This is a genomic window from Pantoea sp. X-Soil-YNGN-775 (assembly GCF_059730575.1).
In genome coordinates this window covers 563,132-585,139 of record NZ_AP035946.1, presented here as the reverse complement: position 1 = coordinate 585,139, position 22,008 = coordinate 563,132, and the positions used below count along the sequence as shown (strand labels likewise).

The window sequence follows — 22,008 nt, the reverse complement described above, 5'->3', positions numbered from 1 at the left end:
GTTCCTTAGCGCGTGGCTTGCCAGATGCGCTGCTGATAGTCGCGGATGGCCCGATCGGAGCTGAACATGCCGCAGCGCGCGGTGTTAAGGATGGTAGCGCGCGTCCAGCCATCCCGATCGCTCCACAGCGCTTCCACCTGCGCCTGCGCATCCAGGTAGGGCTGGAAATCGGCCAGTACCAGATACGGGTCGCCGCCTTGCGGACCGAGGCTATGCAGCATTTCCTCAAAGGCCGCGCAGTCGCCCTGACTGAAGGTGCCATCTTCCAGCGCCTGCAGCACCTGATTGAGCTGATGATCTTTCTTACGCCACTGCGCCGGAGCATAGCCGTCAGCCTTTAACGCCACCACCTGGTCTACGGTGTGACCGAAGATAAAGATGTTCTCGCTGCCGACCTGTTCGGCGATTTCAACGTTCGCGCCGTCCAGCGTACCGATGGTCAGCGCGCCGTTGAGCGCCAGCTTCATGTTGCCGGTGCCGGAGGCTTCCTTACCGGCAGTGGAAATCTGCTCGGAGAGATCGGCCGCCGGGATCAGGCGCTCGGCCACCGAGACGTTATAGTCCGGCACAAACACCACCTTCAGACGGTTGCCGACCCGCGGGTCCTGGTTGATGGTTTCCGCGACTTTGTTGATGGCATAAATGATGTTCTTCGCCAGCGCATAGCCCGGTGCCGCTTTGGCCCCGAACAGCACCACGCGCGGCACCCGATTCGCCTGCGGATCGGTGACCAGCGTTTGCCACAGCGCAATAATGTGCAGCAGGCTCAGATGCTGACGTTTGTACTCATGCAGGCGTTTAATCTGCACGTCGAACAGCGCCTCAGGATCGATCTCAATCCCGGTACGGCTGGCAACCCAGTTGGCCAGCGCCACTTTGTTCTGCTGTTTGATAGCGCGATATTCGGCGCGGAACGCCGCATCGTCGGCAAACGCCTCCAGGCCCTGCAGCGCATCAAGATCGTTCAGCCACGGTTTTTGCAGCGTTTTATCGATTAACGCGCTCAGGGCCGGGTTGCACTGATTGATCCAGCGACGCGGCGTGATGCCGTTGGTAACGTTATGGAATTTTTCCGGCCACAGCTGGTGATATTCCGGGAACAGATCCTGCACCACCAGTTTGGAGTGCAGGGCGGCAACGCCGTTTACCGCAAAGCCGCTGGTGACGCACAGGTTCGCCATGCGTAGCTGGTTGTTATGCACCAGCGCCAGCTTCGCCCATTTGGCTTCATCGCCCGGCCAGCGTGACTCAACCAGGGTTTTCAGTTGGGTATTGAGGGTATTGATGATCATCATATGGCGCGGCAGCAGGCTGCGCACCAGACGCACATCCCAGCACTCCAGCGCTTCCGGCATCAGGGTGTGGTTGGTGTAAGCAAAGGTGTGCTGAGTAATCTGCCAGGCGCGATCCCAGCTGAGCTGATGCTCATCCAGCAGCAGGCGCATCAGTTCAGGGATCGCCAGCGTCGGGTGCGTGTCGTTGAGCTGAATCACTTCGTGATCGGCCAGCGATTCAATGCTGCGTCCGGCCTGATGATGGCGACGAAGAATATCGGCCAGCGCACAGGCGCACTGGAAATATTGCTGCATCAGACGCAGCTTTTTGCCGTTCTGATGATTGTCATTCGGGTAGAGCACTTTAGTCAGTTTTTCAGCGTCGATTCCCTGCTGTTCAGCGCGCAGAAAATCACCGTCGTTAAAGCGGTTCAGATTGAACGGCTGCGCATGCTTCGCCTGCCACAAGCGTAACGGCTGGCTGACGCCGTTCTGGTATCCCACCACCGGCAGATCCCAGGCTTCACCCTGCAGCACAAATGCCGGTTGCCAGTGCGGGCGTCCGTCGACGGTGGTGACTTTGCCGCCCAGACCGACGTCGACATTCAGTGCCGCATTATGGTTAAACCACGGATAGCGATCGCGCTGCCAGTCATCAGGGGTTTCGTGCTGCGCGCCGTCTTCGAAGCGCTGGCGGAACAAACCGTACTGGTAGTTCAGCCCGTAGCCGATGGCAGGCTGTCCGACCGTTGCCATCGAGTCGAGAAAACAGGCGGCCAGTCGTCCGAGACCGCCGTTACCCAGCGCCGGATCGGTTTCATTTTCCAGCACCTCAGTCAGTGAAATATCCCAGCCCGCCAGCGCCTCATTGACCGCGTTGTACCAGCCGAGGTTCAGCAGATTGTTGCCGGTCAGCCGGCCAATCAGAAACTCCATCGACAGGTAGTTGACGTGGCGCAGCGAACTGTCCGCCGCCACCGGAGGCTGTGCCGCCAGCAGATCGGCCAGCGCGCCGCTCAGCGCCTGCCACCACTGGGCGTGAGTCATTTCACGCGCATCGCGCAGACCAAAACGTTGCCACTGACGCGTCAGGGCAGCAGTAAAATGTTCGGGGTTAAATTCGGGCTGTGTCATGGTTTGTGTCCTGTCAGAACAGTCAATGGGTCAATGTGACACCAGTTTGCCCGTGCGACAGATACGGCTCCTCCTCCTGAAGCGAATTAGACCAGGAGGATAGGGAGGGTGGAGAGGCTGAGGCTAATCTGAAAGCGCGCCAGGAGTGTGATTCCGCGCGCTTTTGTAAAGTTTAGTTAATGGGTTTGCTTGCATTCGCCAGGCGAATGGATGAACGTGTAAGGAATAATTACGAAGCGTAAAATAATGATGCGCTTGACGTGAATGGAGAAACGTGCGCCCATGCTAATTCCCTCAAAACTCAGCCGCCCGGTTCGCCTTGAAGGCACCGTCATCCGTGAAAGATTGCTGCAAAAACTGACCGCCGCCGGCAATTACCGGCTGGTGCTGATCACCAGTCCGGCGGGCTACGGCAAAACCACGCTGGTGTCGCAGTGGGCGGCGGGTAAAACGCATCTTGGCTGGTATTCGTTAGACGAGGGTGACAATCAGCCGGAGCGGTTCGCCGACTACCTGATTGCTGCACTGCAACAGGCCAGCAACGGCGGCTGTCCACGCAGTGAATTACTGGCGCAAAAGCGGCAATACGTTAATCTCAATGCCCTGTTTTCACAGCTGTTTATAGAACTGGTGGAGTGGCAGCAGCCGCTGTGGCTGATCGTTGACGACTACCACCTGATCACCAATCCGGTTATTCACGACGCGATGCGTTTTTTCCTGCGTCATCAACCCGAAAATCTGACCCTGATCCTGCTGTCGCGAAATCTGCCGCAGCTCGGCATCGCTAACCTGCGGGTGCGTGAGCAGCTGATCGAACTCGGCAGCCAGCAGCTGGCGTTTACCCATCAGGAAGCGCGTCAGTTTTTCGACTGCCGGCTGGCCGCGCCGCTGGAAAGCGAAGAGAGCGGCAAGCTGTGTGATGACGTCGCGGGCTGGGCCACCGCGCTGCAGCTGATCGTGCTGTCGGCGCGCCAGGGTGCCAGTGCCGCACATGACTCGGCGCGGCGTCTTTCCGGCATCAATGCCAGCCATCTTTCCGATTATCTGGTGGAAGAGGTGCTGGATAATGTCGACCTGCCAACCCGCCATTTTTTGCTGAAAACCGCGCTGCTGCGCTCAATGAACGATGAGCTGATCGCCGGTGTTACCCGCGAAGAGAACGGACAGATGCGGCTGGAAGAGATTGAGCGCCAGGGGCTGTTCTTGCAGCGCATGGACGATTCTGGTTGCTGGTTTAGCTACCACCCGCTGTTTGGTAATTTTCTGCGCCAGCGCTGTCAGTGGGAGCTGGCGGCGGAGCTGCCGGCACTGCATCGGGCCGCAGCGGAAAGCTGGATGGCACAGGGCTTTCCCGGCGAGGCGATTCATCATGCGCTGGCCTCCGGCGATGCCAGTATGCTACGCGATGTGCTGCTGAAGCACGCTTGGACGCTGTTTAATCAGAGCGAATTACCGCTGCTGGAAAACTCCCTGAAAGCGCTGCCGTGGGAGATGATGCTGGAAAATCCAATGCTGGTGCTGCTGCAGGCGTGGCTGATGCAAAGTCAGCATCGCTTTTCCGAAGTGGACAGCTTGCTGGCCCGCTTTGAACAGGCCAGCCGCTGCGAGATTGACGATGCGCTGCGCGGCGAATTTAATGCGCTGCGTGCCCAGGTGGCGATCAATGATGGCAACACCGATGAGGCGGAGCGACTGGCGAAACTGGCGCTGGATATTTTACCCACCAGCCGTCACTACAGCCGCATTGTGGCAACCTCGGTACACGGCGAGGTGATGCATTGCAAGGCGATTTAGACAATTCACTTAACCTGATGCGCCAGACTGAACAGATGGCGCGTCGCGATGAGGTCTGGCATTACGCGCTGTGGAGCCTGATTCAGCAGAGTGAAATTCTGTTTGCTCAGGGTTTTATACAGGCGGCCTATGAGATCCAGAGCCGGGCGTTTGTGCTGGTCGATGAGCAGCATCTGGCGCAGTTTCCGCTGCATGAGTTTCTGCTGCGGATCCGCGCTCAGCTGCTGTGGGCGTGGGGTCGGCTGGAGGAAGCAGAGCAGGCGGCACGCGAAGGCATCCAGGTACTGACCGGCTTTCAGCCGCAACAGCAGATCCAGTGTCTGGGGCTGCTGGTGCAGTGCTCGCTGGCGCGTGGCAATCTGGATAATGCACGCAGCTACCTCAACCGGCTGGAAAACCTGCTGAATAACGGCAACTGGCACAGCGACTGGATCGCTAACGCCGATAAAGTGCGGGTGATCTACTGGCAGATGACCGGCGACAACGAGAGCGCCAGCAACTGGATGCGGCAAACGCCGAAGCCGGCTTTCGCCAATAACCATTTCCTGCAGGGACAGTGGCGCAATATCGCCCGGGCGCAGATCTTACTCGGCGATGTCAGCCAGGCGGAAGTGGTACTGGAGGAGCTGAATGAAAACGCCCGCGCCCTGCGGTTAATGAGTGATTTAAACCGTAACCTGCTGCTGCTTAATCAGATTTACTGGCAAACCGATCGCAAAGCCGACGCGCAGCGCACGCTGATCGAGGCGCTGAAACTGGCGCGCAGTACCGGCTTTATCAGCCATTTTGTGATTGAAGGCGAGATGATGGCTCAGCAGCTGCGCCAGCTGATCCAGCTGAACACCCTTAATGAACTGGACAACCATCGTGCCCGGCGAATTTTGCTGGAGATTAACAAATACCACCGTCACAAGTTCGCCCATTTTGATGAGGGATTTGTCAGCCGGTTACTCAACCATCCTGACGTGCCGGAATTGATCCGCACCAGTCCGCTGACGCAGCGTGAATGGCAGGTGCTGGGGTTAATCTATTCAGGCTACAGCAACGATCAAATCGCTGGTGAACTGGCGGTGGCGTCCACCACCATCAAAACCCATATCCGCAATCTCTATCAGAAGCTGGGCGTGTCGCATCGTACCGAAGCGATGAATCAGGTGCAGTCGCTGCTGAAAATGATGGGTTACGTCTGATGATATGCGTCGCTACAGGCGGGCATCCGCCTGCTGATGCTGAAGGGAAAGCTGAAGTCTGAGTTCAATGAGGAACTATCCCGGGCTGACTCCATCCGGGTGATTAAACTGCGGCCGTTCTGGCAGGCGTGAGCACCAGCGCATATCTGCAAACCGGTTTTCAACTATTAAAGCGCGCGCTGAAGTGGAGCAGACACTGCGCTGATGCAGGCACCGATCAGGCTGGCCGCAGGACTGGATTATGAAACAGGACATCCATCGCATGACCACAAAGCCCGGCTTCTCTGGTGATTACCCAATGACCTTACCGGCTCAGTCTCATCAAATACTGAAACATCTATTGGTTGAGTTCCCAGCATTGATAGCAGGCGTTAACCTCGCGGGGAAACGTCAGCATTAGCCTGGGGATGGTAATCTGCTCATACAGCGTCCTGTAGCGAAGGCGGTTTGCAGGCGCAATAAGCGCAATGTATTTGAGCATCTCCCAGCTAACATTCTCCCTGCCGGTTTTGAGCCCGCCGATTCTGGGTTTTGATGAGTAACATCTGCGAATATAGCGCAGCAACGCTATCGGCACCGGTACATCAAGCAGGATTAGCCCAGTGGCACGTTCGAGGCGTGGATGTATGCATTTTGTATAGTTGCCCTCCATCACCCATTTTTCCTTTTGCACCGCCTCAGCATGTAACCGATAAAAGTCCTCTGGTTTCCGGGGGACCCATTTTGAATCCGGCAGATGATGCAGTTGATCCAGATGGATTAAAGGCAAAGATGTTTTACGCGCTATCGCATCAGCCAGCGTTGATTTACCGCTGTTTGAGGGTCCCATAATGCAGATGCGTGGGCCCAGTTCTTCCAGTGATAACGATGTATTCATAAATCAGTCCTTCAATGTTCCCGGAAAAAAACACCACTAAGGGTAACAGTATTAATAGTTTAGAGTTTTTTTCGGTGCGGCAACAGGCCATAAAAGGAAGCCGGTTGGGGCACTAACCGACAGGATTGCCAGGCGTCAGATTGTATACGGCAAGCTCAGCTTCTGCCGTTGGGTTACAGTCGGCGTTGAGCGCAGGGCGGACGCAATCGCACGAAGCGAAGTCCGTGCTGAAAAGCATCAGCACTGTGGCCCGCGCGAAATGGCCGTCAGTACGACCGGCCCTATTACGTGTTCCAGCGTACTCACTGTTTCAGTCGCGGATTAACCATCCGTTGAACGTGTTATTGCTTCCCACTGTTCCATTTCCTTGCCTAAAGCCGTGAGCTTTTGCCGCACTAAACCTAATGCATCACTGCCTAACAATAAATGCACTGGCGGGGTCTGGCTCTCAATGATTGCCAGTATGGCGCGGGCTGCCTTTACAGGATCGCCAGGTTGCTTACCGCTTTTTTCCTCACGAGCCTGGCGAATAGGATCAAACAACGCGTCGTAGTCCGGAATGCTACGAACGCTGCGAACCATTGATCGCCCGGCCCAGTCGGTGCGAAACGAGCCAGGTGCCACGGCTGTCACCTGTATGTTGAACGGGGCAAGCTCTTTGCTTAACGTTTCAGATATTCCTTCCAGTGCAAATTTGCTGCCGCAGTAATAACTGATGCCGGGCAGGGTAATGAAACCGCCCATTGAGGTGATATTAATAATATGGCCACGACGGCGCTGGCGCATATCTGGTAGCACGGCTTTGATCATCGCCACTGCGCCAAACACGTTCACGTCAAACTGGCGGCGCATCTCTGTGATTGATGATTCTTCCATTATGCCTTCATGGCCGTAACCGGCATTGTTTACCAGCACATCAATCGGACCGACGTCAGACTCAATCTCGCCAACGACCTTATCAATACGCTCAAAGTCGGTGACATCAAGCAGACGGCCAAAAGCCCGCTGCACATTGAGCGCCTCGAAAGCCTGCTGTGCTTCGCGGGTGCGAACGGTACCCACCACCCGATGGCCTGCGGCGAGGGCTTCCTGTGCCAGCGCCTGACCAAAGCCGCTGCTGACGCCGGTGATTAAAATTGTTTTTACAGATGTCATAAAAAAACTCCCCTGAGCTGTGGAAGTTGCATAGTATTTTATGTTCTGCTGCATTTTCAGGCCGTATCTTCTCTTTTTCTTGCCTGATTTTATGAGGTGGTGTGATGTCGGGGATGGTGACCTTAGTGAAAGCACTGGCGGCGCAGGAGGGGTATAATCTTACTGCGTTGCCTGACGTGAGAATTTTACGTGCCGATCGCCCGCTTGCCAGAACGCCTGTGCTTTACGATCCGGGGATCGTGATTGTCTGCCAGGGCAGCAAGTGCGGCTATTTTGGTCAGCAGACTTATTTATATGATGAACAGCATTATCTGGCAGTTTCGGTGCCGGTGCCGTTTGTGATGGAAACCGAGGCGTCAGCAGAACATCCGTTGCTGGCGATTTATATGCATCTGGATTTTCAACTGGCCGCTGAACTGATGCTGCAGATTGAACAACATGATGTCCCGCATCCTCCCGCCGCGCCGCAAAGCATGATGTCCAGCCCGATGGACGACGCAGTAAAAACGGCCGTGCTGCGCTTGCTTGAAGCCCTGAACAATCCGCTTGATGCGGCGATCCTCGGCCCTGCGCGGGTGCGTGAGCTTTATTATCGCGTATTGACGGGCGCACAGGGCAATGCAATGCGCGCCGCACTGGCCCTGCAGGGACAGTTTGGCAAAATAGGTAAAGTGCTGCAGCGCATCCATGCTACCTATGCTGAGCCGTTAACGCTGACGCAACTGGCGATGGACGCCGGCATGAGTGTGCCGACATTTCATAGCCATTTCAAAGCGATAACCCGGATGCCGCCGATGCAGTATGTGAAATCGGTACGCCTGCATCAGGCGCGGATGTTGATGGTACGTCAGCAGATCACTGCCGCCGCCGCGAGTTATGCCGTCGGCTACGAAAGTCCGTCGCAATTTAATCGCGAGTTCAAACGCCTGTTTGGGCTGCCGCCGGCTGAGGAGATAAAACGCATGCAGCGTCACTTCGCCGTTCCGCCGGTACAGCCAGCGTCGGTATTTGTTTCATCGCATTAAGGTCTGTTCGACATAGCTGAATAAACCGTGACCCAGGCAACGTCTGATGTTGGCGCAGTATCGACTGTTACCAGGCACAGTGCGCGACGCGTCAGGCCGGCACGCGCAAAGTGGACTGACGATGCCTATTCTGATGTCCGAAATAAGCGAAAGACGCACATTGCTAATTTTGAAAAGCACAGTCATCAGGCAGAGGCAGCTTTTTAACATTATCTAGATGTCTTTTTCATAATTGATGGTTTCCTTCACCGCAGTGAGGGCAAGCCGAAGCCTGTCCAGGCTGACCGAGCCGAGCGCCAGGCGTATGGCGTGCGGCACATTTGATGATGTACTGAATGGCTCGGCGGTTGAAACAGATATCTGCTGCTCAAGTAATCGATGCAAAATTCGTTCAGCCCTGACCTCTGCGGGTAAGGGCAGCCAGATGAAATAAGCGCTGGCATGGCTTATCCACTGGCCGTCACCCATTATCTCGCGCGCAATGGCCTGACGCTGCCGGGCATCGTGCCGCTTCATTGATTCCATTTTTTTTATCGTTCCATCCTTAATCCAGCCACAAACAATAGCAACCATAAGGGAGGGTGTATTCCATGTCGTGGCCCTGATAGCGCGTTCGAGAGACTGTCGCATTCCAGCCGGAGAGACCACCACGCCGACACGCAGGCCGGTGGCGATATTTTTAGCAAAGCCGCTAACGTAGACCGTCCTTTCAGGCGCATAACGGGCCAGCGGGGGTGGAGGGCGATTAACCAGAAAAGCGTAGGCCGCGTCCTCTATCACCAGCAAATCAAATTGCCGGGCAATACCCGCGAGCTCACTACGCTGGGCGTGGTTCAGCACCCAGCCCATGGGGTTATGCAGCGTGGGCATTGTGTAGATCGCCCGGACACGCCTGCTTTGGCAGATTTGCCGGAGTGCGGTCAGGTCAGGGCCGTTCACGCCGGTGGGTATGGGCACAAGCTCCAGATGATAAAGCGTGGCCAGTGCTTTAAAACCAGGATAGGTCAGTGCATCCACAGCGACCACATCACCGGGTTTCAGCAAACCCATCACTGCGACGGTAAGACCGTGCTGTGCACCGTTCACAATCAGCAAGTCATCCCCGGATGCCGCCATGCCAGCAGTTGCCAGCCAGGATGCAATGATATCCCGATGGTTTTTTCTTCCGGCATGAGGGTGGTAATGCAGCAGCGAATCGAGATCGCCAGTGGCAGCCAGCTGGCGCATTGAATCGCGTAGTTGTTCTTTCTGGTCTGGCAGTGAAGGGGAATTAAAGTTGAGATCCAGCACATCAGCTGCCAATGCCAGCTGATCAATACCCTGGCCGGCAGGTAACGAGATATCTCTGACAAAGGTGCCGCGGCCTGTTTCTCCGCGCACAAGGCCAATGGCTTCCAGCTCTGCATAAACGCGGGTTGCAGTGGCAAGGGAGATGCCTTTATCCACTGAGAGTGCTCTGTGGGTTGGAAGCCGTGTACCGGCTGGAAGGTTGCCGTTGCGGATCGCAGCGGCATATTCATCCACGACAGCTTTATAGCGCACCTTCATGAGTTGTACCTATGACAATTTTTTGATCGTCATGAATCATGGGACTTAGCATAGGAACTGTCAATTTACCGTCGGGCTGATGATATAAGCACTTGAGGAGAGGGATGTGGTGGCGACAAATGATTTAAATAACGCTAATTCTGGTTCGCTGTCCGGCTGGATTAATGGTTTTCTGGGGGTGCTGATATTCAGCGGATCACTTCCGGCTACACGCCTGGCCGTGCAGGATATGAGTCCTTTTTTTCTGACTTTCATGCGGGCCTCTGTTGCCGGGGTTTTGGCGATTGCACTGCTTTTGCTCTTCAGGCAGAAACCTCCTCAGCGCAATCAGGTGTTCTCATTAATAATTGTTGTGGCTGGTGTCGTGATCGGTTTTCCGCTGCTGACAGCCATTGCACTGCAGCATATAACCTCCTCCCATTCAGTGGTATTTCTCGGACTGCTGCCGCTGGCGAGGGCTGTTTTTGGCGTGATCAGAGCAGGAGAACGACCGCGCCTGCCATTCTGGATATTTTCCGCATTGGGCAGTCTGTTAGTGGGCGGCTATGCTCTGTCGCAAAATGCTTCGGTTTCGCTGTTCGGCGACCTGCTGATGCTGGCTTCCGTGCTCGTCTGCGGGCTGGGTTATGCGGAGGGTGCCAGGCTTTCACGTGAACTTGGTGGATGGCAGGTCATCTGTTGGGCACTGATTATTTCCCTGCCGCTGATGCTGATGGCTGCCTGCGTAACGATGCCAGAAAATATCAATACCATAACCATCGAGAGCTGGCTGGCGCTGGGCTATGTCTCCCTTTTCAGCATGCTGATCGGCTTCATTTTCTGGTACAGAGGATTAGCTACCGGTGGCATTACGGCTGTAAGTCAGTTGCAGCTGCTGCAGCCGTTTTTTGGCCTCGGGCTTTCCGCTTTACTGCTTTCGGAAACGGTGAGTCCTTTGATGCTGCTGGTGACGCTGGGGATCATTCTCAGCGTCATCGGTTCGCGCCGGTTCGCACCTTAATGAGCTGAATAATGTAAATGCTACCGTTCCGTAGACAACGTTTTCTTGTTGCACAAAGCGGCCTGACATAAGCGAAGGGCGGACCTTAGTAATAATGAGTTGGTGTAGTTTTGCTGGTTATTCTGAAATATCAACATTATCAGCGGTGGTCGATATTGGTAGAAAAAATTCTTTTAACAGAGACGCTTGAAAACCCGCTTTCAGGTGATATCTTCAGTACATAATTACCTGATCAGGAAGAGAGCATGATTACTCTGAGGGATATGAATGAAGAAGAATTCGAAAGTTATCGTTCTCTTTTCATCAATGAATATGCGCAGGATCTACAAAGAAATCGGGAATATCGCCCTGAAAAAGCACGAGCCAAAGCCATAGAATCTATTGACACCGTGTTAACAAAAGGCGTTGCGACTCCAGCTAATCAGCTGTGGTGTATTCAACACCCTGATGAACCAGAAGAGATTATTGGCATTCTGTGGCTGTCCCTCACCGGGTCATCAGCGTGGATAAGTGATTTCTACATTTATCCTGACTGGCGCAGTCGTGGATTCGGCGGTTTGGCCTTGAGCGTAATGAAAACAGTGCTGAAAGAAATGGGCATCAATGAAGTCGGACTTAGAGTAGCGCCGAACAATGCCTCAGCCAAAGCACTGTATCATAACAATGGCTTTCATATCACCGGCATTAATATGACGCAAAATTTAAATTAAATCTTTTCGGCTGGTTTAGATAACTCAATTTCAAAATTAAAAATGATACATTTTCAACACTCTGCCGATCAGCGCTTCATAAAACGTTTGAATCAGTTTTTTTGCGACATGCTGCTTTTTGGTCAATAAACAGTTGAGTAAATAACTGCCACTTAATCACAACTTATTTTACCGCCGTTTCAGCGCTATTTTTGACTGACTCCATCTCAGGAAAGGACTCAGCTTTGTGAGGTGCCGCTTCTGGCACAGAGTGGACATGCTTGCGCGGCGTAGTCCGCTCTGAGCGAAGAGCGGACATCAGTAAGTCCGCGTTGTATCAAGTATAGGGTAGCAGGTCAATTGCTATGATGGAGACGCCTCTGGTTGGGGTGTTTAAAAAAATGCCCCTTTAGGATCATCACCTTTTTGAAGGTGAGGGCTCTGCTCATCAAGTTTATAATTAATCAGATGACCATCCTCGGTAAAAGATAAAGTAAGAATTTGTTCATGACCGAGTATTTTCGGCGAAAGCGGAACTATTACGAGTCTGCTTTGTTGACTCCAGATATAGCGCCAGCTCAGGGCTTCACTGAAGTTTTCAGGAAAATTGGGTGGCCCAAAACGGTTCAGGACTTCCCGTTTAGTTGTTTTTCCAGCAATTAACCAACTGCTAAGAGGTTTTTTTTCAGAAAATGTCTCCGGAAGATTATGTGAGCGCACGCCTCCAGACATACAGCCCTGCACGAAAGGTAAAGCCAGCATTAAAGTATAAATGATTAATTTAATTGAATTTGGTCGCAAAGTAATCCTCTTTTTTAAACGGTTTAGCTTTAAGGATTTTCACTCCTGTAGCTGGATCGGTTACAATTTCACTAAAGTGGAAAACACATTTAGTAAACTGTTCATGTGCATCAAAATTCACGTCGTAATCTTTTCCAGCCTCAAGATTAACTAACGCTGACATTGAGCAGCTTCCCTGTTCGGTATTGTCTGTAAGAATATGGAAAATAGTCTGACCTGGTTTTGCATATACTTCAAAATAATAATTCTTATAATCATTCTGGCGATAACTTATCTTAGGCATACCAATATCTCGGGTGTCATTATAATAACCAAATGAAGTATGCGGCACTAACTGTTGATATTCTCTGTTCTCTTTAGTCGATATCGATGTGCCGGTTACATTCCCAACAAAACGGATTCGAGCCAGATTGCTTTTTTCACCGACGGGGTCTTTATAAAGCGGCGCGGAATAATTAAAGGCTGAGCAGCCACTTAATAAAGAGATACTCAGGATAGTAAATGATAAATATTTTTTCATTATAATAGAAGCCCGGAATTAATTTACCTGGAACTATCGGCAAAAACAGCCAATATTTTAATTGTTTCTGCCTATTGCTTTTTATGTTATCTAAGCCTCAGGCTTTCAATTGTTTGCCAAAGAGAACCATGGTCAACCTTAAGCAAGTCACACAAGAGAACCGATCCGGAAGCAAAGAGACATCTTGCGCTGTGGACTGTTCGAGGTGACCTGCTTCCCGCACATCAACTTAACATGAAGTTAGCAGCGTCCGCTTCTGGCACATAACGGACACTTATCCGGCGAAGCGGCCAGGCGTACCGCATCCCGGTGCGCCTGGCTTCCGGAACAATGGGTTGGTGTAATCTTCCGCCGTCCAGAAACGGGCCTGGAGAGCAGGCCGGCAGCCTGCCAGATGACGGGCTGCCTGAGAAATCAGGGAATAAGTTTGCTGCTTCGCATCGCATCCAGATGTTCAATCAACACCTCATCAGAGCGCTTGATCATGGCGTTAAACCCTGCCTGACGCGCTTTGGTGACGTCAAAGATGGCATCTTTCTCAACATGGAAGATAAAGTCACCGAAACCACCTAACGCCAGTTTATCGATATCTCGCTCCTGCAGTTGCGCCTTGTCGGCGATGGATGACCAGAGAGGCTTAAGCGCGCTGAGACGTTCGCTAAGCGAGACAGGCTGCGCCTCGCCAACCGGAACGCCAAACCAGTCAGCCAGTTTCGGCCAGACGTGACACCAGCGAAACACGTCGCCATTGGTGATATTGAACGCGCCGAATCTGGCCTTTTCGGCAGCCCAGACAGCGCTATCACCGAGGATGCGGCTGTCAGTGATGTTCACCAGGGTATTGCGGTAAGCGTCATCCGGACCGGGAAAATGCAGGGCGGTTGCGGTTTCGCGGCAGATTGTTCCGTACACGCCGATCAAATTTCCCAGGTTCATCGGCGATCCGAATGAGTGACCGATGACAATATCCGGGCGCAGTGCAGTCCAGCCGATGCCTTCATCGCCAATCTTTCTCGCATAGTCCTCATGCCGGAAATAGAGGTTCGGCGGAAAATGACGGCTGTCCTCTTCCCGCGCCGGGGTGCGGTAAACGCCCAGATGGGCCCCATAAACCTTTCCGCCCTGAATAAAGATAATATGTTTCAGCGAATTGCCTGACGAGCGTACCGCGCCGATCAGATTTTCAAACATCAGCGCATTGATATCCGCCTCCACGCCCGGATTGGCATCCTGGCGCAATGCCGCGTAAAAAATGTGCGTCACCGTTTCAAACGCTACCCGGTGTTGATTAAGATTTTCGGAAGAGGTCAGGTCAGCGCTGATATGAGGAGAAGGGTGAGGGCTGTGCGGCGAACGCCCAAGGGTAGTGATTTGCCAGCCCGCTTTTTGGAAGGAATCATGAGCGGCAAAGCCCACTACGCCGGCAGCACCGACCAGCAATACGTGCTTATTATTCATACAGCTCTCCGTTTGTTTCATATAACCCGTTTTAGCAGCAACATACAGAGGGTATTACCACTGACAGCAAACCGAGCCGTTGCTGAACGCCGTTATTAAAAAGTGATCGAGATAAGGTAATGCGTCAAACGACGATCGGCAGGCGAAACGACCGCCGGCACTGCAGGGATCTATTCGACTCGCCGCAGATGTTTGGCCAAAGCGCCAATACAGGTCGCTGTGAAAAAGCAGTTGCAACAGCTTCATCCGGCAGCAACGAGCGTGAAGCGAACATGCTGTCACCCTGCATATAACTAAATTTGGCAAATATGGTGGGTTTATGAGGTAGAGATATGGTGGCCCAATATCGGGTTAACGATAACTTTCAGAAAATGAACCCTGCCTCTCTGGGATGATTAGGGTTAACTAATCATCTTATGGGATTGTAAAATCCCGCAGCAATTAAAACAATCTGTTCGGGATTGCCGTTTTATTAAGGCTGCACTGCAGTCAATTAAAGAGAGGAAGACTGAATATGCGTGTTCGTCTGGCCACTGAAAACGATGCTATGTCCCTGATTACTATCGACTCTGTTGCCCAGCACCAGCCAAAACGTGCGGCGCAAATCCGCAGCTGGTGTGCCCAGTCTGTCTGTTATATTGCCGAACAGCAGGGAATAGCGATGGGATATGGCGTGCTGAACACACATTTCTTCGGCTGCGGCTTTATTGAAATGCTGATGGTAGGGGAACACTACCGCCGCAGGGGGATCGGTCTGGCGTTGATTGCAGCGTTGAGGTCCCGCTGCCAGCACCCGAAGCTGTTCACCTCCACCAATCGTTCTAACCTGCCAATGCAGCGGCTGCTGTTGAACGCCGGATTTATCGCCAGCGGTCAGGTCGACAATCTCGATGACGGGGACCCGGAAGCGATATTTTTTATTCCAGCCTTAACGTAGCGCAGAGAGAAGGGGACACAGACACCCATATCCAGGGTGCCAGGCTAAGCGAGTCCAGGGTTTTAGCTAAGATTGCATCTACCGGGAAGTTGCTCTCTGATAAGGTTCTGGCAGTGAATCAGGCAAAGTCTGGCCTGATTTAAAACAACTCATCCTTTTGATAAATTGGGTCTTTATCTTCAAGCTGCGGCTAAGACCGCTGCCGATAATTGATAACTGCTTCACGCAAATATACCCGCAACGCTACCGGCTGCTGCCGCCCGGCTTGATGCGGCATCATCCTGATCTTTTCCCGGCTGGCTTTGACCGTCATCCCCCGCCAGCAGTCCTCAACGTATCCGATAAGAAACATCCCGATCGCCGTGCTGTCGATCGCGTTATCAATCATGGCAGCTAAGCTTAATTGACATTCACCCGGCCGGGCAGCCACACCTTTCCGGCCGCAAGCAGGAGAAGATCATGAAAGCAGTTATTTACAACGGCCCCTATGATGTAAGAGTAAAAGACGTGCCGGATGCAAAAATTGTTCGCCCCACCGACGTGCTTGTCCGCATTACCACCACCAATATTTGTGGATCGGATTTGCACATGTACGAAGGTCGGACCAGCTTTGAGCAGGGACGTATCCTGGGGCACGAAAACCTGGGTGAGGTAGTTGAAATTGGCTCAGGAGTGGAACGTGTTAAGGTCGGTGACTATGTCTGTCTGCCATTTAATGTCGGATGCGGTTTTTGCGAGAATTGTGAAAAAGGTCTGACTGGCTTCTGCCTCACCGCCAATCCCGGTACTGCGGGCGCGGCCTACGGATTTGCTGAAATGGGCGCGTGGGAAGGTGGCCAGGCGGAACTGCTTCGGGTCCCGTTTGCGGACTTTAACTGCCTGGTGCTTCCGCCTGACGCAGTAGAAAAAGAAGATGATTATGTGATGCTCTCTGACATTTTCCCGACCGGCTGGCATGCGACAGAACTCGCCGGATTAAAGCCTGGTGAAAGTGTAGCCATTTACGGCGCGGGGCCGGTGGGTCTGATGGCCGCACACTCAGCCATTATAAAAGGCGCTTCACAGGTCTTTGTGGTGGATACACACCAGGACCGTTTAGCGCTGGCAGAGAAACTGGGGGCGACGGCTATCAATGCGACCGGCGATGACGCCGTGCAAACAATTCTCGATTTAACTGACGGACGCGGCACCGACTGTGGCTGTGAATGTGTGGGCTATCAGTGCTGTAACAAACATGGCCATGAAGACAATTCAGTCACCATGAACAGCCTCGTTGCGTCAACTAAAGCAACCGGCGGCATTGGTGTAGTTGGTGTATTTATCCCTCAGGATCCGGGCGCTGCATCAGACCTTGCCAAAGAAGGGAAGATGCCGTTTGATTTCGGCAGTTTCTGGTTTAAAGGACAGTCAATCCGCACCGGTCAGGCAAACGTCAAAGCCTATAATCGTCAGCTGGCCCGTTTAATTCATCAGGGTAAAGCCAGCCCGGGCGACATAATCTCACACCGTCTTTCGCTTGCTGAGGCGCCTGAGGGATATAAGCACTTTGACGATCGCGATGAGGGATGGACCAAGGTTATCCTGAAGCCTTAACTGACGCCGATCGGTAATAAATTTAAATCGGAACAATTAAAACGGAACAATGTAGAAATGCCGACGGGATACCATTGCGTATCCTGTCATAATATTTATCTTCTGCTGTCAGGCTCGCCCCGGTATCTATTGTGATCTTTAATAGCGCATGATGACTATTAGCAGAATCTGTGAATAGCGCCCGACCTTATTCAGGCATAAACGAAACAAACGCTATTTATGGAATAACGAGCAGAGTGGGTGAGAATGAAGTGCGATATTATAAGAATTCTATGTAACATCAGGTCGGGATAGATCCAGAATCAAAGCCACCTGGGTATTACAGGTGGCTTTTAACCGATTCTGAGCCGCGTTTTTATCTTAAGCTGGTTTTGAAAAACTGTTCAAACCTGGCAAAAGGGATCTTACCGGCCGCGTTGTCGTATAAGTCCACATGGTTTGCGCCGGGGACGATAACAAGTTCTTTCTTAGTGCTGCCAACCGCTTTGAAGGCATCTTCTGCAAAATAGCGCGAGTGTGCCTTTTCACCGGTCACAATCAACGCAGGAATGGTGATTTCATTTGCGTAGCTAAGCAGTGGCATATTCATAAACGACAAAGGCATCGTTGCATTCCATGCGCCTGTAGAGTTAACAGAACGCTCATGGAAGCCGCGCGGCATTCTGTAATAATCAAAGAACTCTTTCAGTACCGGGTGTGGATTCGCGGGTAATGTTTCCGGCAGAATTCGCTCAGAAGCGCTTACGCTGCCATTCTTATCCACATTAATATCGTGACTACCGCGGGCGATAGTTCCGCTTTCAGCATCTTTCCAGCGCTGCTCGTTCAGGTACTGTAATACGGCACGGCGATCGGCTGTTGAATAACGGTCTTTGCCATCTCCAACGCCATGTCCCATTGCCCGACTCATATCGTACATCACGCTGGTCGCAACGGCTTTTACACGTGTATCCATCGCCGCCGCATTGAGCGCCATGCCCCCCCAGCCGCAAATACCGAGTAATCCAATACGCTGGCGATCCACTTCTTTTTGTAATCCAAGGAAATCAACCGCCGCGCTAAAGTCCTCAGTATTGATATCCGGAGAGGCGACATTACGCGGATAGCCGCCACTTTCACCCGTGTAAGAAGGATCGAATGCCAGCGTAACAAATCCCTGTTCGGCCAGAGTCTGTGCATACAGGCCGCTTGATTGCTCTTTGACCGCACCGAAAGGACCACTTAATGCAATCGCAGCCAGTTTACGTTCGCCCCGATTTTTGGGGAGGTATAGATCCCCTACTAATGTGATCCCGTAACGGTTCTGGAATGTCACCTTGCGATGATCAACCTTATCGCTCTCTGCAAAGGTTTTATCCCATTTTTCCACCATTGAAACAGGCGAGTTCGGATTAGATGTATCAGCATAACTCATTGTTGTCACTCCACTTAATGATGCGCATAGCAGCATGGCGGGTAGCGCGGCTGTCAGCTTTCTGGTGAAAACATTCATTTAAATTCCCCTGAAAAGAAAAGTGAAGTACAGGTTTCATACGGACAGTACTGCTGTGCTTTGATGCAATGCACTCATTATAGTTAGCAAAAATAGTGCTGATTAGAGGGTGAAAATTGCTAGGATTAATAGCATATTGTTATAAATGAAAGGCTGCAGCCGTCATCATTTGCGGCCAGATATTCTGAGGACGCGCAGATGGCGAAACGGGAAAACTATAATGAGCTCTACTTGTTTATGCAGGTGGTGCGGGAGGGCAGTTTCACTGCAGCTGCACAACGTCTTGGACTTGCACAATCAGGCGTTAGTCGTTCTGTCCGTGAACTTGAAGAAAGGTTGGGTTTACAGCTGCTGGTTCGCACTACGCGCAGGCTGTCATTAACACAGGCAGGTGAGCAACTGTATCAGACAGCAGAATCTGGATTTGATGCGTTAGATACGGGGCTTGCCACGCTGGCGTATTACCGGAATACCCCGTCCGGTACGGTACGCATCAATGCCAGCCAGCATGCCATTGATAAAGTTCTATTACCGAAGCTGGCGCTATTTAAGCAACGTTATCCTGATATCAGGCTTGAACTCATCAGTGAGAGCCGGTTCGTCGATATTATCGCTGAGCGATATGATGCCGGTGTGCGGCTGGGGCCGGAGGTAGGACAGGGTATGGTTGCGGTGCGTATTACACCTGACATGGAGATGGTGGTTGTAGGTACGCCCGAGCATTTTCGTCGTTATGGCTTTCCACAAACACCGGCTGATTTAGTGATTCATCCTTGTATCGCCTACCAGTTTGCCGATGGAAGCCTTTATCAGTGGGAACTCCTTCAGGACGGTAAAAAAATAACGCACCGACCACAAGGCCAGTGGGCCTTTTCCGACAGCTACATGGAAGCAAAAGCAGCCAGACTGGGGCTGGGGCTGGCTTATGTCCCGGAGGAACTGGTCGCTGATGATTTAGAACAAGGCAATCTTATCAGGGCGTTGCCACGTTACAGCCAGCGCCTGGAAGGTTCATTCCTGTATTATCCTCACCGCAATGTGTCGCCGGCACTGAGAGTCGTCATTGATATACTAAAAATCTGATGTTTAGCTAATGATATTCTTTATTGTTCAGCTCTTTGTTATCGGAATAACGTCCGCTACTGGCACTTAGCGGACATTGGTGTCAACAACCTGATGGCCCCCTCCGGCTCCCCGGCACGGTCGGGTAGTCAGCCCCACTGAGCTAACCGGCTGGGCCGGTAAGCTCCGCCGAATCCCTGCGGGGTTCGGGTCTGACGGCTAGTGTCTGATGGCAACAGCCAGGTCAACCCCTGCAGCGGGCGTTCACAGGCCACAAAAGGATGTGGCCGCTGAGGACCGGCCCGGCACCGTGCCGTTCCGTTCCGGGGCCGTGCCCTGTTCATCCTTTCGCGTTCTGTTTTTTCCCCTGAGCCTCTTCGCCGTGCAGAAACCTGGCACCGGGGCCTGGCAGGATGTAGACGTGGAAGTTGCCGGCGGCCACTTTAAGGCGAAAGAAAATCCGCAGGAAACGCTGCGTGCTTTACCGGCATTTCTTTGCTGAATCCGAAAATGATCTCCGTAACGATGCCGGAGATCTTACTGCTGCTTCCCGGCAGGGGCCGAAAAGTACCCCTGTAATCGCTATGGCATTTTCTCTGTCATCGCTACAGCACTTTGCTGCGGCAAAAGCACGGCAGGTTTAAAAAGAGCGCAATCATGCTTTGACATGCCAGCCTACCTACTAGTAGATTTACTGAAAGCGCCCTGCGTATCTTAGAAAGTCAGCCTGTTATCACATGTAAAAGATAATGGGATGAGCGATAACTCTAACTTCTGCCATGTTGAGTATATTCATGCATAAACGTTCTCTTACAGTCCGTCAGATAATAGTGCGCCTGGCGCTTATTGCCTTGGTCCCTTTGCTGCTGATTGTTCTGTTCCTGTGGGCTGGCGGGTGGCTGAAGACCAGCCGGCTGACGTCCGACAAACTGGTGGCAACGTTAGAAAAATCTGGCGGCCACCATCCGGGCTATCGCCGCAATCATGCTAAAGGCGTCTGTATTCTGGGTGATTTTGCTGCTAACGGTAACGCCAGTTTCCTTTCGCGTGCGGCTCTTTTCGCGCCAGGCGACACGCCTGTGACAGGCCGTTTAGCTATTGCGGGCGGCAATCCGAATGCGCCCGATTATGCGGTACCGGTGCGCAGTATGGCGCTGGCGTTTTATCAGAAAAATGGTGAGCAGTGGCGCACCGGTATGAATGCGATGCCGTTTTTTCCGGTGCAGAGCGTACAGGGATTTTACGATCTCCAGATAGCCTCGCTGCCGGACGCACAAACCGGTAAACGCGACCCTGCCAGAATGCAGGCTTTTGTGCAGCAGCATCCGGAAATCAAAACGTTCTTTGCCTGGGCAAAGCAATATGTGCCCTCTTCAGGCTGGACCCGCGATCGCTTTAACAGCCTGAACGCATTTAATTTTATTGATCCAGAAGGCCACTCACATCTGGTGCGCTGGAGTATGGTGCCACACGCCGACTATCAGCCGCTGGATGAGAAAGAGAAAGAAAACACTGATTTCCTTCAGCGCGACCTTGAGCAGCGGCTGGCGCAGGGGCCGCAGAAATGGGACCTGATTATCACCGTTGCAGGCCCGCATGATAAAAGCAACGACGCATCGATTGACTGGGCAGCCGATCGTCAGAAGATCAATGCTGGCACGCTGACCATTAACAAAATGACGCCACAGCAGCAGGGTGCCTGTAATGACATTAATTTTGACCCGCTGATTTTACCGGATGGCATTACTGCCTCAGATGACCCGCTTCTGAATGCCCGGTCATCCGCTTACGCCAAATCTTACAATGCACGCACTCATGAACAGGCGGAAACTCACTGATGAAACGGCATAACAGATTTCACCCGGCCCTGCGGGTCATCCACTGGCTGATGGCGGCGGCCATTATGGCCATGTTGTTTATTGGCGTTGCGATGGTGTCTACGGTTTCGTCCCTGCACGGCCTGCTGGTTGCCATTCACAAGCCGCTGGGCCTGATGATTTTAGTTCTGGTCATTGTTCGTCTGTGGATCCGGTTCACTACCTCGACGCCTGCACTTCCGGCCACGCTGCCGGGCTGGCAGAAAGCATTAGCGCACCTCTCACACTGGGCGCTGTATGCCATGATGCTGGCTCAGCCTCTGCTCGGCTGGGCGATGCTGTCGGCGGCGGGCTATCCTGTCACGCTGGGTCATCTGGTGCTGCCGCCCATTATTCCGGTAAGCAACGACACCTGGGCGCTGCTGCGGCCGCTTCACAGCTGGGTAGCACTGGCGCTGTTCGTGACCGTCCTTTTACATCTTGCCGCTGCGCTGTTTCACGCGTTGATCCTGCGCGATGGCGTATTCAGCAGTATGGCGGGTATCCGCAAAAGCTCCACGTCAGGGGCTCTTGACAACCCGGCTGACGGTCAGTAGGTTCAGGGCCGTTTAGAGATTTGACGCTATTTTTATTTTTGCTGCC

At 52.8% G+C, this 22,008-nt stretch carries 17 protein-coding genes and 1 pseudogene; 9 read left to right on the top strand and 9 right to left on the bottom strand.

Annotation, left to right across the window (positions count from 1 at the left end; all coding sequences use genetic code 11):
- Positions 1-5 precede the first annotated feature (5 nt).
- On the bottom strand, positions 6-2,408 hold the full coding sequence (gene malP, locus AC6I8I_RS22655) for a maltodextrin phosphorylase (protein WP_312056446.1): 2,403 nt from the start codon (positions 2,406-2,408) through the stop codon (positions 6-8).
- 282 nt (positions 2,409-2,690) lie between these two features.
- On the opposite strand from malP, the pseudogene malT reads away from it, so the two are divergent.
- Positions 2,691-5,392 (top strand): annotated as a pseudogene (gene malT, locus AC6I8I_RS22650) (HTH-type transcriptional regulator MalT).
- Positions 5,393-5,729: 337 nt separating this feature from the next.
- Here malT and AC6I8I_RS22645 read toward each other — a convergent pair.
- Together AC6I8I_RS22645 and AC6I8I_RS22640 are read right to left on the bottom strand one after the other, a co-directional pair.
- Complete coding sequence (locus tag AC6I8I_RS22645) at positions 5,730-6,269, bottom strand: P-loop NTPase family protein (RefSeq protein WP_312056449.1); 540 nt, start codon at positions 6,267-6,269, stop codon at positions 5,730-5,732.
- A gap of 321 nt (positions 6,270-6,590) precedes the next feature.
- Entirely contained in the window at positions 6,591-7,424 is an 834-nt protein-coding gene (locus AC6I8I_RS22640) for an oxidoreductase (protein ID WP_312056460.1), read from the bottom strand.
- Between the two features lie 104 nt (positions 7,425-7,528).
- Here AC6I8I_RS22640 and AC6I8I_RS22635 point away from each other — a divergent pair, with 104 nt between their 5' ends.
- Positions 7,529-8,449: an AraC family transcriptional regulator gene (locus AC6I8I_RS22635; protein WP_312056451.1), complete on the top strand. Its 921-nt coding sequence runs from the start codon at positions 7,529-7,531 to the stop codon at positions 8,447-8,449.
- A 213-nt stretch (positions 8,450-8,662) separates the two neighbouring features.
- On the opposite strand, the gene AC6I8I_RS22630 is transcribed toward AC6I8I_RS22635, so the two are convergent.
- Positions 8,663-9,997: an aminotransferase-like domain-containing protein gene (locus AC6I8I_RS22630; protein WP_497828749.1), complete on the bottom strand. Its 1,335-nt coding sequence runs from the start codon at positions 9,995-9,997 to the stop codon at positions 8,663-8,665.
- 109 nt (positions 9,998-10,106) lie between these two features.
- Here AC6I8I_RS22630 and AC6I8I_RS22625 point away from each other — a divergent pair, with 109 nt between their 5' ends.
- Positions 10,107-10,997 carry a DMT family transporter gene (locus AC6I8I_RS22625; protein WP_497828910.1) on the top strand — a complete coding sequence of 297 codons (891 nt, stop codon included), beginning with the start codon at positions 10,107-10,109 and terminating at the stop codon, positions 10,995-10,997.
- Between the two features lie 245 nt (positions 10,998-11,242).
- Positions 11,243-11,707 carry a GNAT family N-acetyltransferase gene (locus tag AC6I8I_RS22620; protein ID WP_497828748.1) on the top strand — a complete coding sequence of 155 codons (465 nt, stop codon included), beginning with the start codon at positions 11,243-11,245 and terminating at the stop codon, positions 11,705-11,707.
- Positions 11,708-12,079: 372 nt separating this feature from the next.
- Here the strand turns inward: AC6I8I_RS22620 and AC6I8I_RS22615 are convergent, their stop codons facing one another.
- From AC6I8I_RS22615 to AC6I8I_RS22605, 3 genes are all read right to left on the bottom strand, one after another.
- Positions 12,080-12,418, bottom strand: a complete 339-nt coding sequence (locus tag AC6I8I_RS22615) for a hypothetical protein (RefSeq protein ID WP_312056457.1) — start codon at positions 12,416-12,418, stop codon at positions 12,080-12,082.
- Between the two features lie 49 nt (positions 12,419-12,467).
- A complete protein-coding gene (locus AC6I8I_RS22610; RefSeq protein ID WP_312056458.1) occupies positions 12,468-13,007 on the bottom strand; it encodes a hypothetical protein in 540 nt (179 codons plus the stop codon).
- Positions 13,008-13,421: 414 nt separating this feature from the next.
- Complete coding sequence (locus tag AC6I8I_RS22605; protein WP_497828747.1) at positions 13,422-14,465, bottom strand: NAD-dependent epimerase/dehydratase family protein; 1,044 nt, start codon at positions 14,463-14,465, stop codon at positions 13,422-13,424.
- 514 nt (positions 14,466-14,979) lie between these two features.
- Here AC6I8I_RS22605 and AC6I8I_RS22600 point away from each other — a divergent pair.
- The gene (locus tag AC6I8I_RS22600; RefSeq protein ID WP_497828746.1) at positions 14,980-15,402 is read left to right on the top strand and encodes a GNAT family N-acetyltransferase; all 423 of its coding nucleotides are present in this window, start codon (positions 14,980-14,982) and stop codon (positions 15,400-15,402) included.
- 190 nt (positions 15,403-15,592) lie between these two features.
- Here the strand turns inward: AC6I8I_RS22600 and AC6I8I_RS22595 are convergent, their stop codons facing one another.
- Entirely contained in the window at positions 15,593-15,790 is a 198-nt protein-coding gene (locus AC6I8I_RS22595) for a hypothetical protein (RefSeq protein WP_497820992.1), read from the bottom strand.
- Positions 15,791-15,861: 71 nt separating this feature from the next.
- On the opposite strand from AC6I8I_RS22595, the gene AC6I8I_RS22590 reads away from it, so the two are divergent.
- Entirely contained in the window at positions 15,862-16,995 is a 1,134-nt protein-coding gene (locus tag AC6I8I_RS22590) for a glutathione-independent formaldehyde dehydrogenase (protein ID WP_312057407.1), read from the top strand.
- A 355-nt stretch (positions 16,996-17,350) separates the two neighbouring features.
- Here AC6I8I_RS22590 and AC6I8I_RS22585 read toward each other — a convergent pair whose 3' ends face one another.
- Positions 17,351-18,487 carry an alpha/beta hydrolase gene (locus tag AC6I8I_RS22585; protein WP_312057409.1) on the bottom strand — a complete coding sequence of 379 codons (1,137 nt, stop codon included), beginning with the start codon at positions 18,485-18,487 and terminating at the stop codon, positions 17,351-17,353.
- 198 nt (positions 18,488-18,685) lie between these two features.
- Between AC6I8I_RS22585 and AC6I8I_RS22580 the strand changes: the two genes are divergently transcribed.
- The 3 genes from AC6I8I_RS22580 (at position 18,686) to AC6I8I_RS22570 (ending at position 21,962) form a co-directional block, all read left to right on the top strand.
- Entirely contained in the window at positions 18,686-19,570 is an 885-nt protein-coding gene (locus AC6I8I_RS22580) for a LysR family transcriptional regulator (protein WP_497828745.1), read from the top strand.
- A gap of 773 nt (positions 19,571-20,343) precedes the next feature.
- Entirely contained in the window at positions 20,344-21,387 is a 1,044-nt protein-coding gene (locus AC6I8I_RS22575) for a catalase family peroxidase (RefSeq protein WP_061704198.1), read from the top strand.
- Positions 21,387-21,962, top strand: a complete 576-nt coding sequence (locus AC6I8I_RS22570) for a cytochrome b (protein ID WP_061704199.1) — start codon at positions 21,387-21,389, stop codon at positions 21,960-21,962. Before AC6I8I_RS22575 ends, AC6I8I_RS22570 begins: the two co-directional genes overlap by 1 nt.
- Positions 21,963-22,008 lie beyond the last annotated feature (46 nt).

Coding starts and splice junctions, on each gene's coding strand:
- malP (WP_312056446.1), bottom strand. CDS start 2,408: ATGACACAGCCCGAATTTAACCCCGAACATTTTACTGCTGCCCTGACG.
- AC6I8I_RS22645 (WP_312056449.1), bottom strand. CDS start 6,269: ATGAATACATCGTTATCACTGGAAGAACTGGGCCCACGCATCTGCATT.
- AC6I8I_RS22640 (WP_312056460.1), bottom strand. CDS start 7,424: ATGACATCTGTAAAAACAATTTTAATCACCGGCGTCAGCAGCGGCTTT.
- AC6I8I_RS22635 (WP_312056451.1), top strand. CDS start 7,529: ATGTCGGGGATGGTGACCTTAGTGAAAGCACTGGCGGCGCAGGAGGGG.
- AC6I8I_RS22630 (WP_497828749.1), bottom strand. CDS start 9,997: ATGAAGGTGCGCTATAAAGCTGTCGTGGATGAATATGCCGCTGCGATC.
- AC6I8I_RS22620 (WP_497828748.1), top strand. CDS start 11,243: ATGATTACTCTGAGGGATATGAATGAAGAAGAATTCGAAAGTTATCGT.
- AC6I8I_RS22615 (WP_312056457.1), bottom strand. CDS start 12,418: ATGTCTGGAGGCGTGCGCTCACATAATCTTCCGGAGACATTTTCTGAA.
- AC6I8I_RS22610 (WP_312056458.1), bottom strand. CDS start 13,007: ATGAAAAAATATTTATCATTTACTATCCTGAGTATCTCTTTATTAAGT.
- AC6I8I_RS22605 (WP_497828747.1), bottom strand. CDS start 14,465: ATGAATAATAAGCACGTATTGCTGGTCGGTGCTGCCGGCGTAGTGGGC.
- AC6I8I_RS22600 (WP_497828746.1), top strand. CDS start 14,980: ATGCGTGTTCGTCTGGCCACTGAAAACGATGCTATGTCCCTGATTACT.
- AC6I8I_RS22595 (WP_497820992.1), bottom strand. CDS start 15,790: ATGATTGATAACGCGATCGACAGCACGGCGATCGGGATGTTTCTTATC.
- AC6I8I_RS22590 (WP_312057407.1), top strand. CDS start 15,862: ATGAAAGCAGTTATTTACAACGGCCCCTATGATGTAAGAGTAAAAGAC.
- AC6I8I_RS22585 (WP_312057409.1), bottom strand. CDS start 18,487: ATGAATGTTTTCACCAGAAAGCTGACAGCCGCGCTACCCGCCATGCTG.
- AC6I8I_RS22580 (WP_497828745.1), top strand. CDS start 18,686: ATGGCGAAACGGGAAAACTATAATGAGCTCTACTTGTTTATGCAGGTG.
- AC6I8I_RS22575 (WP_061704198.1), top strand. CDS start 20,344: ATGCATAAACGTTCTCTTACAGTCCGTCAGATAATAGTGCGCCTGGCG.
- AC6I8I_RS22570 (WP_061704199.1), top strand. CDS start 21,387: ATGAAACGGCATAACAGATTTCACCCGGCCCTGCGGGTCATCCACTGG.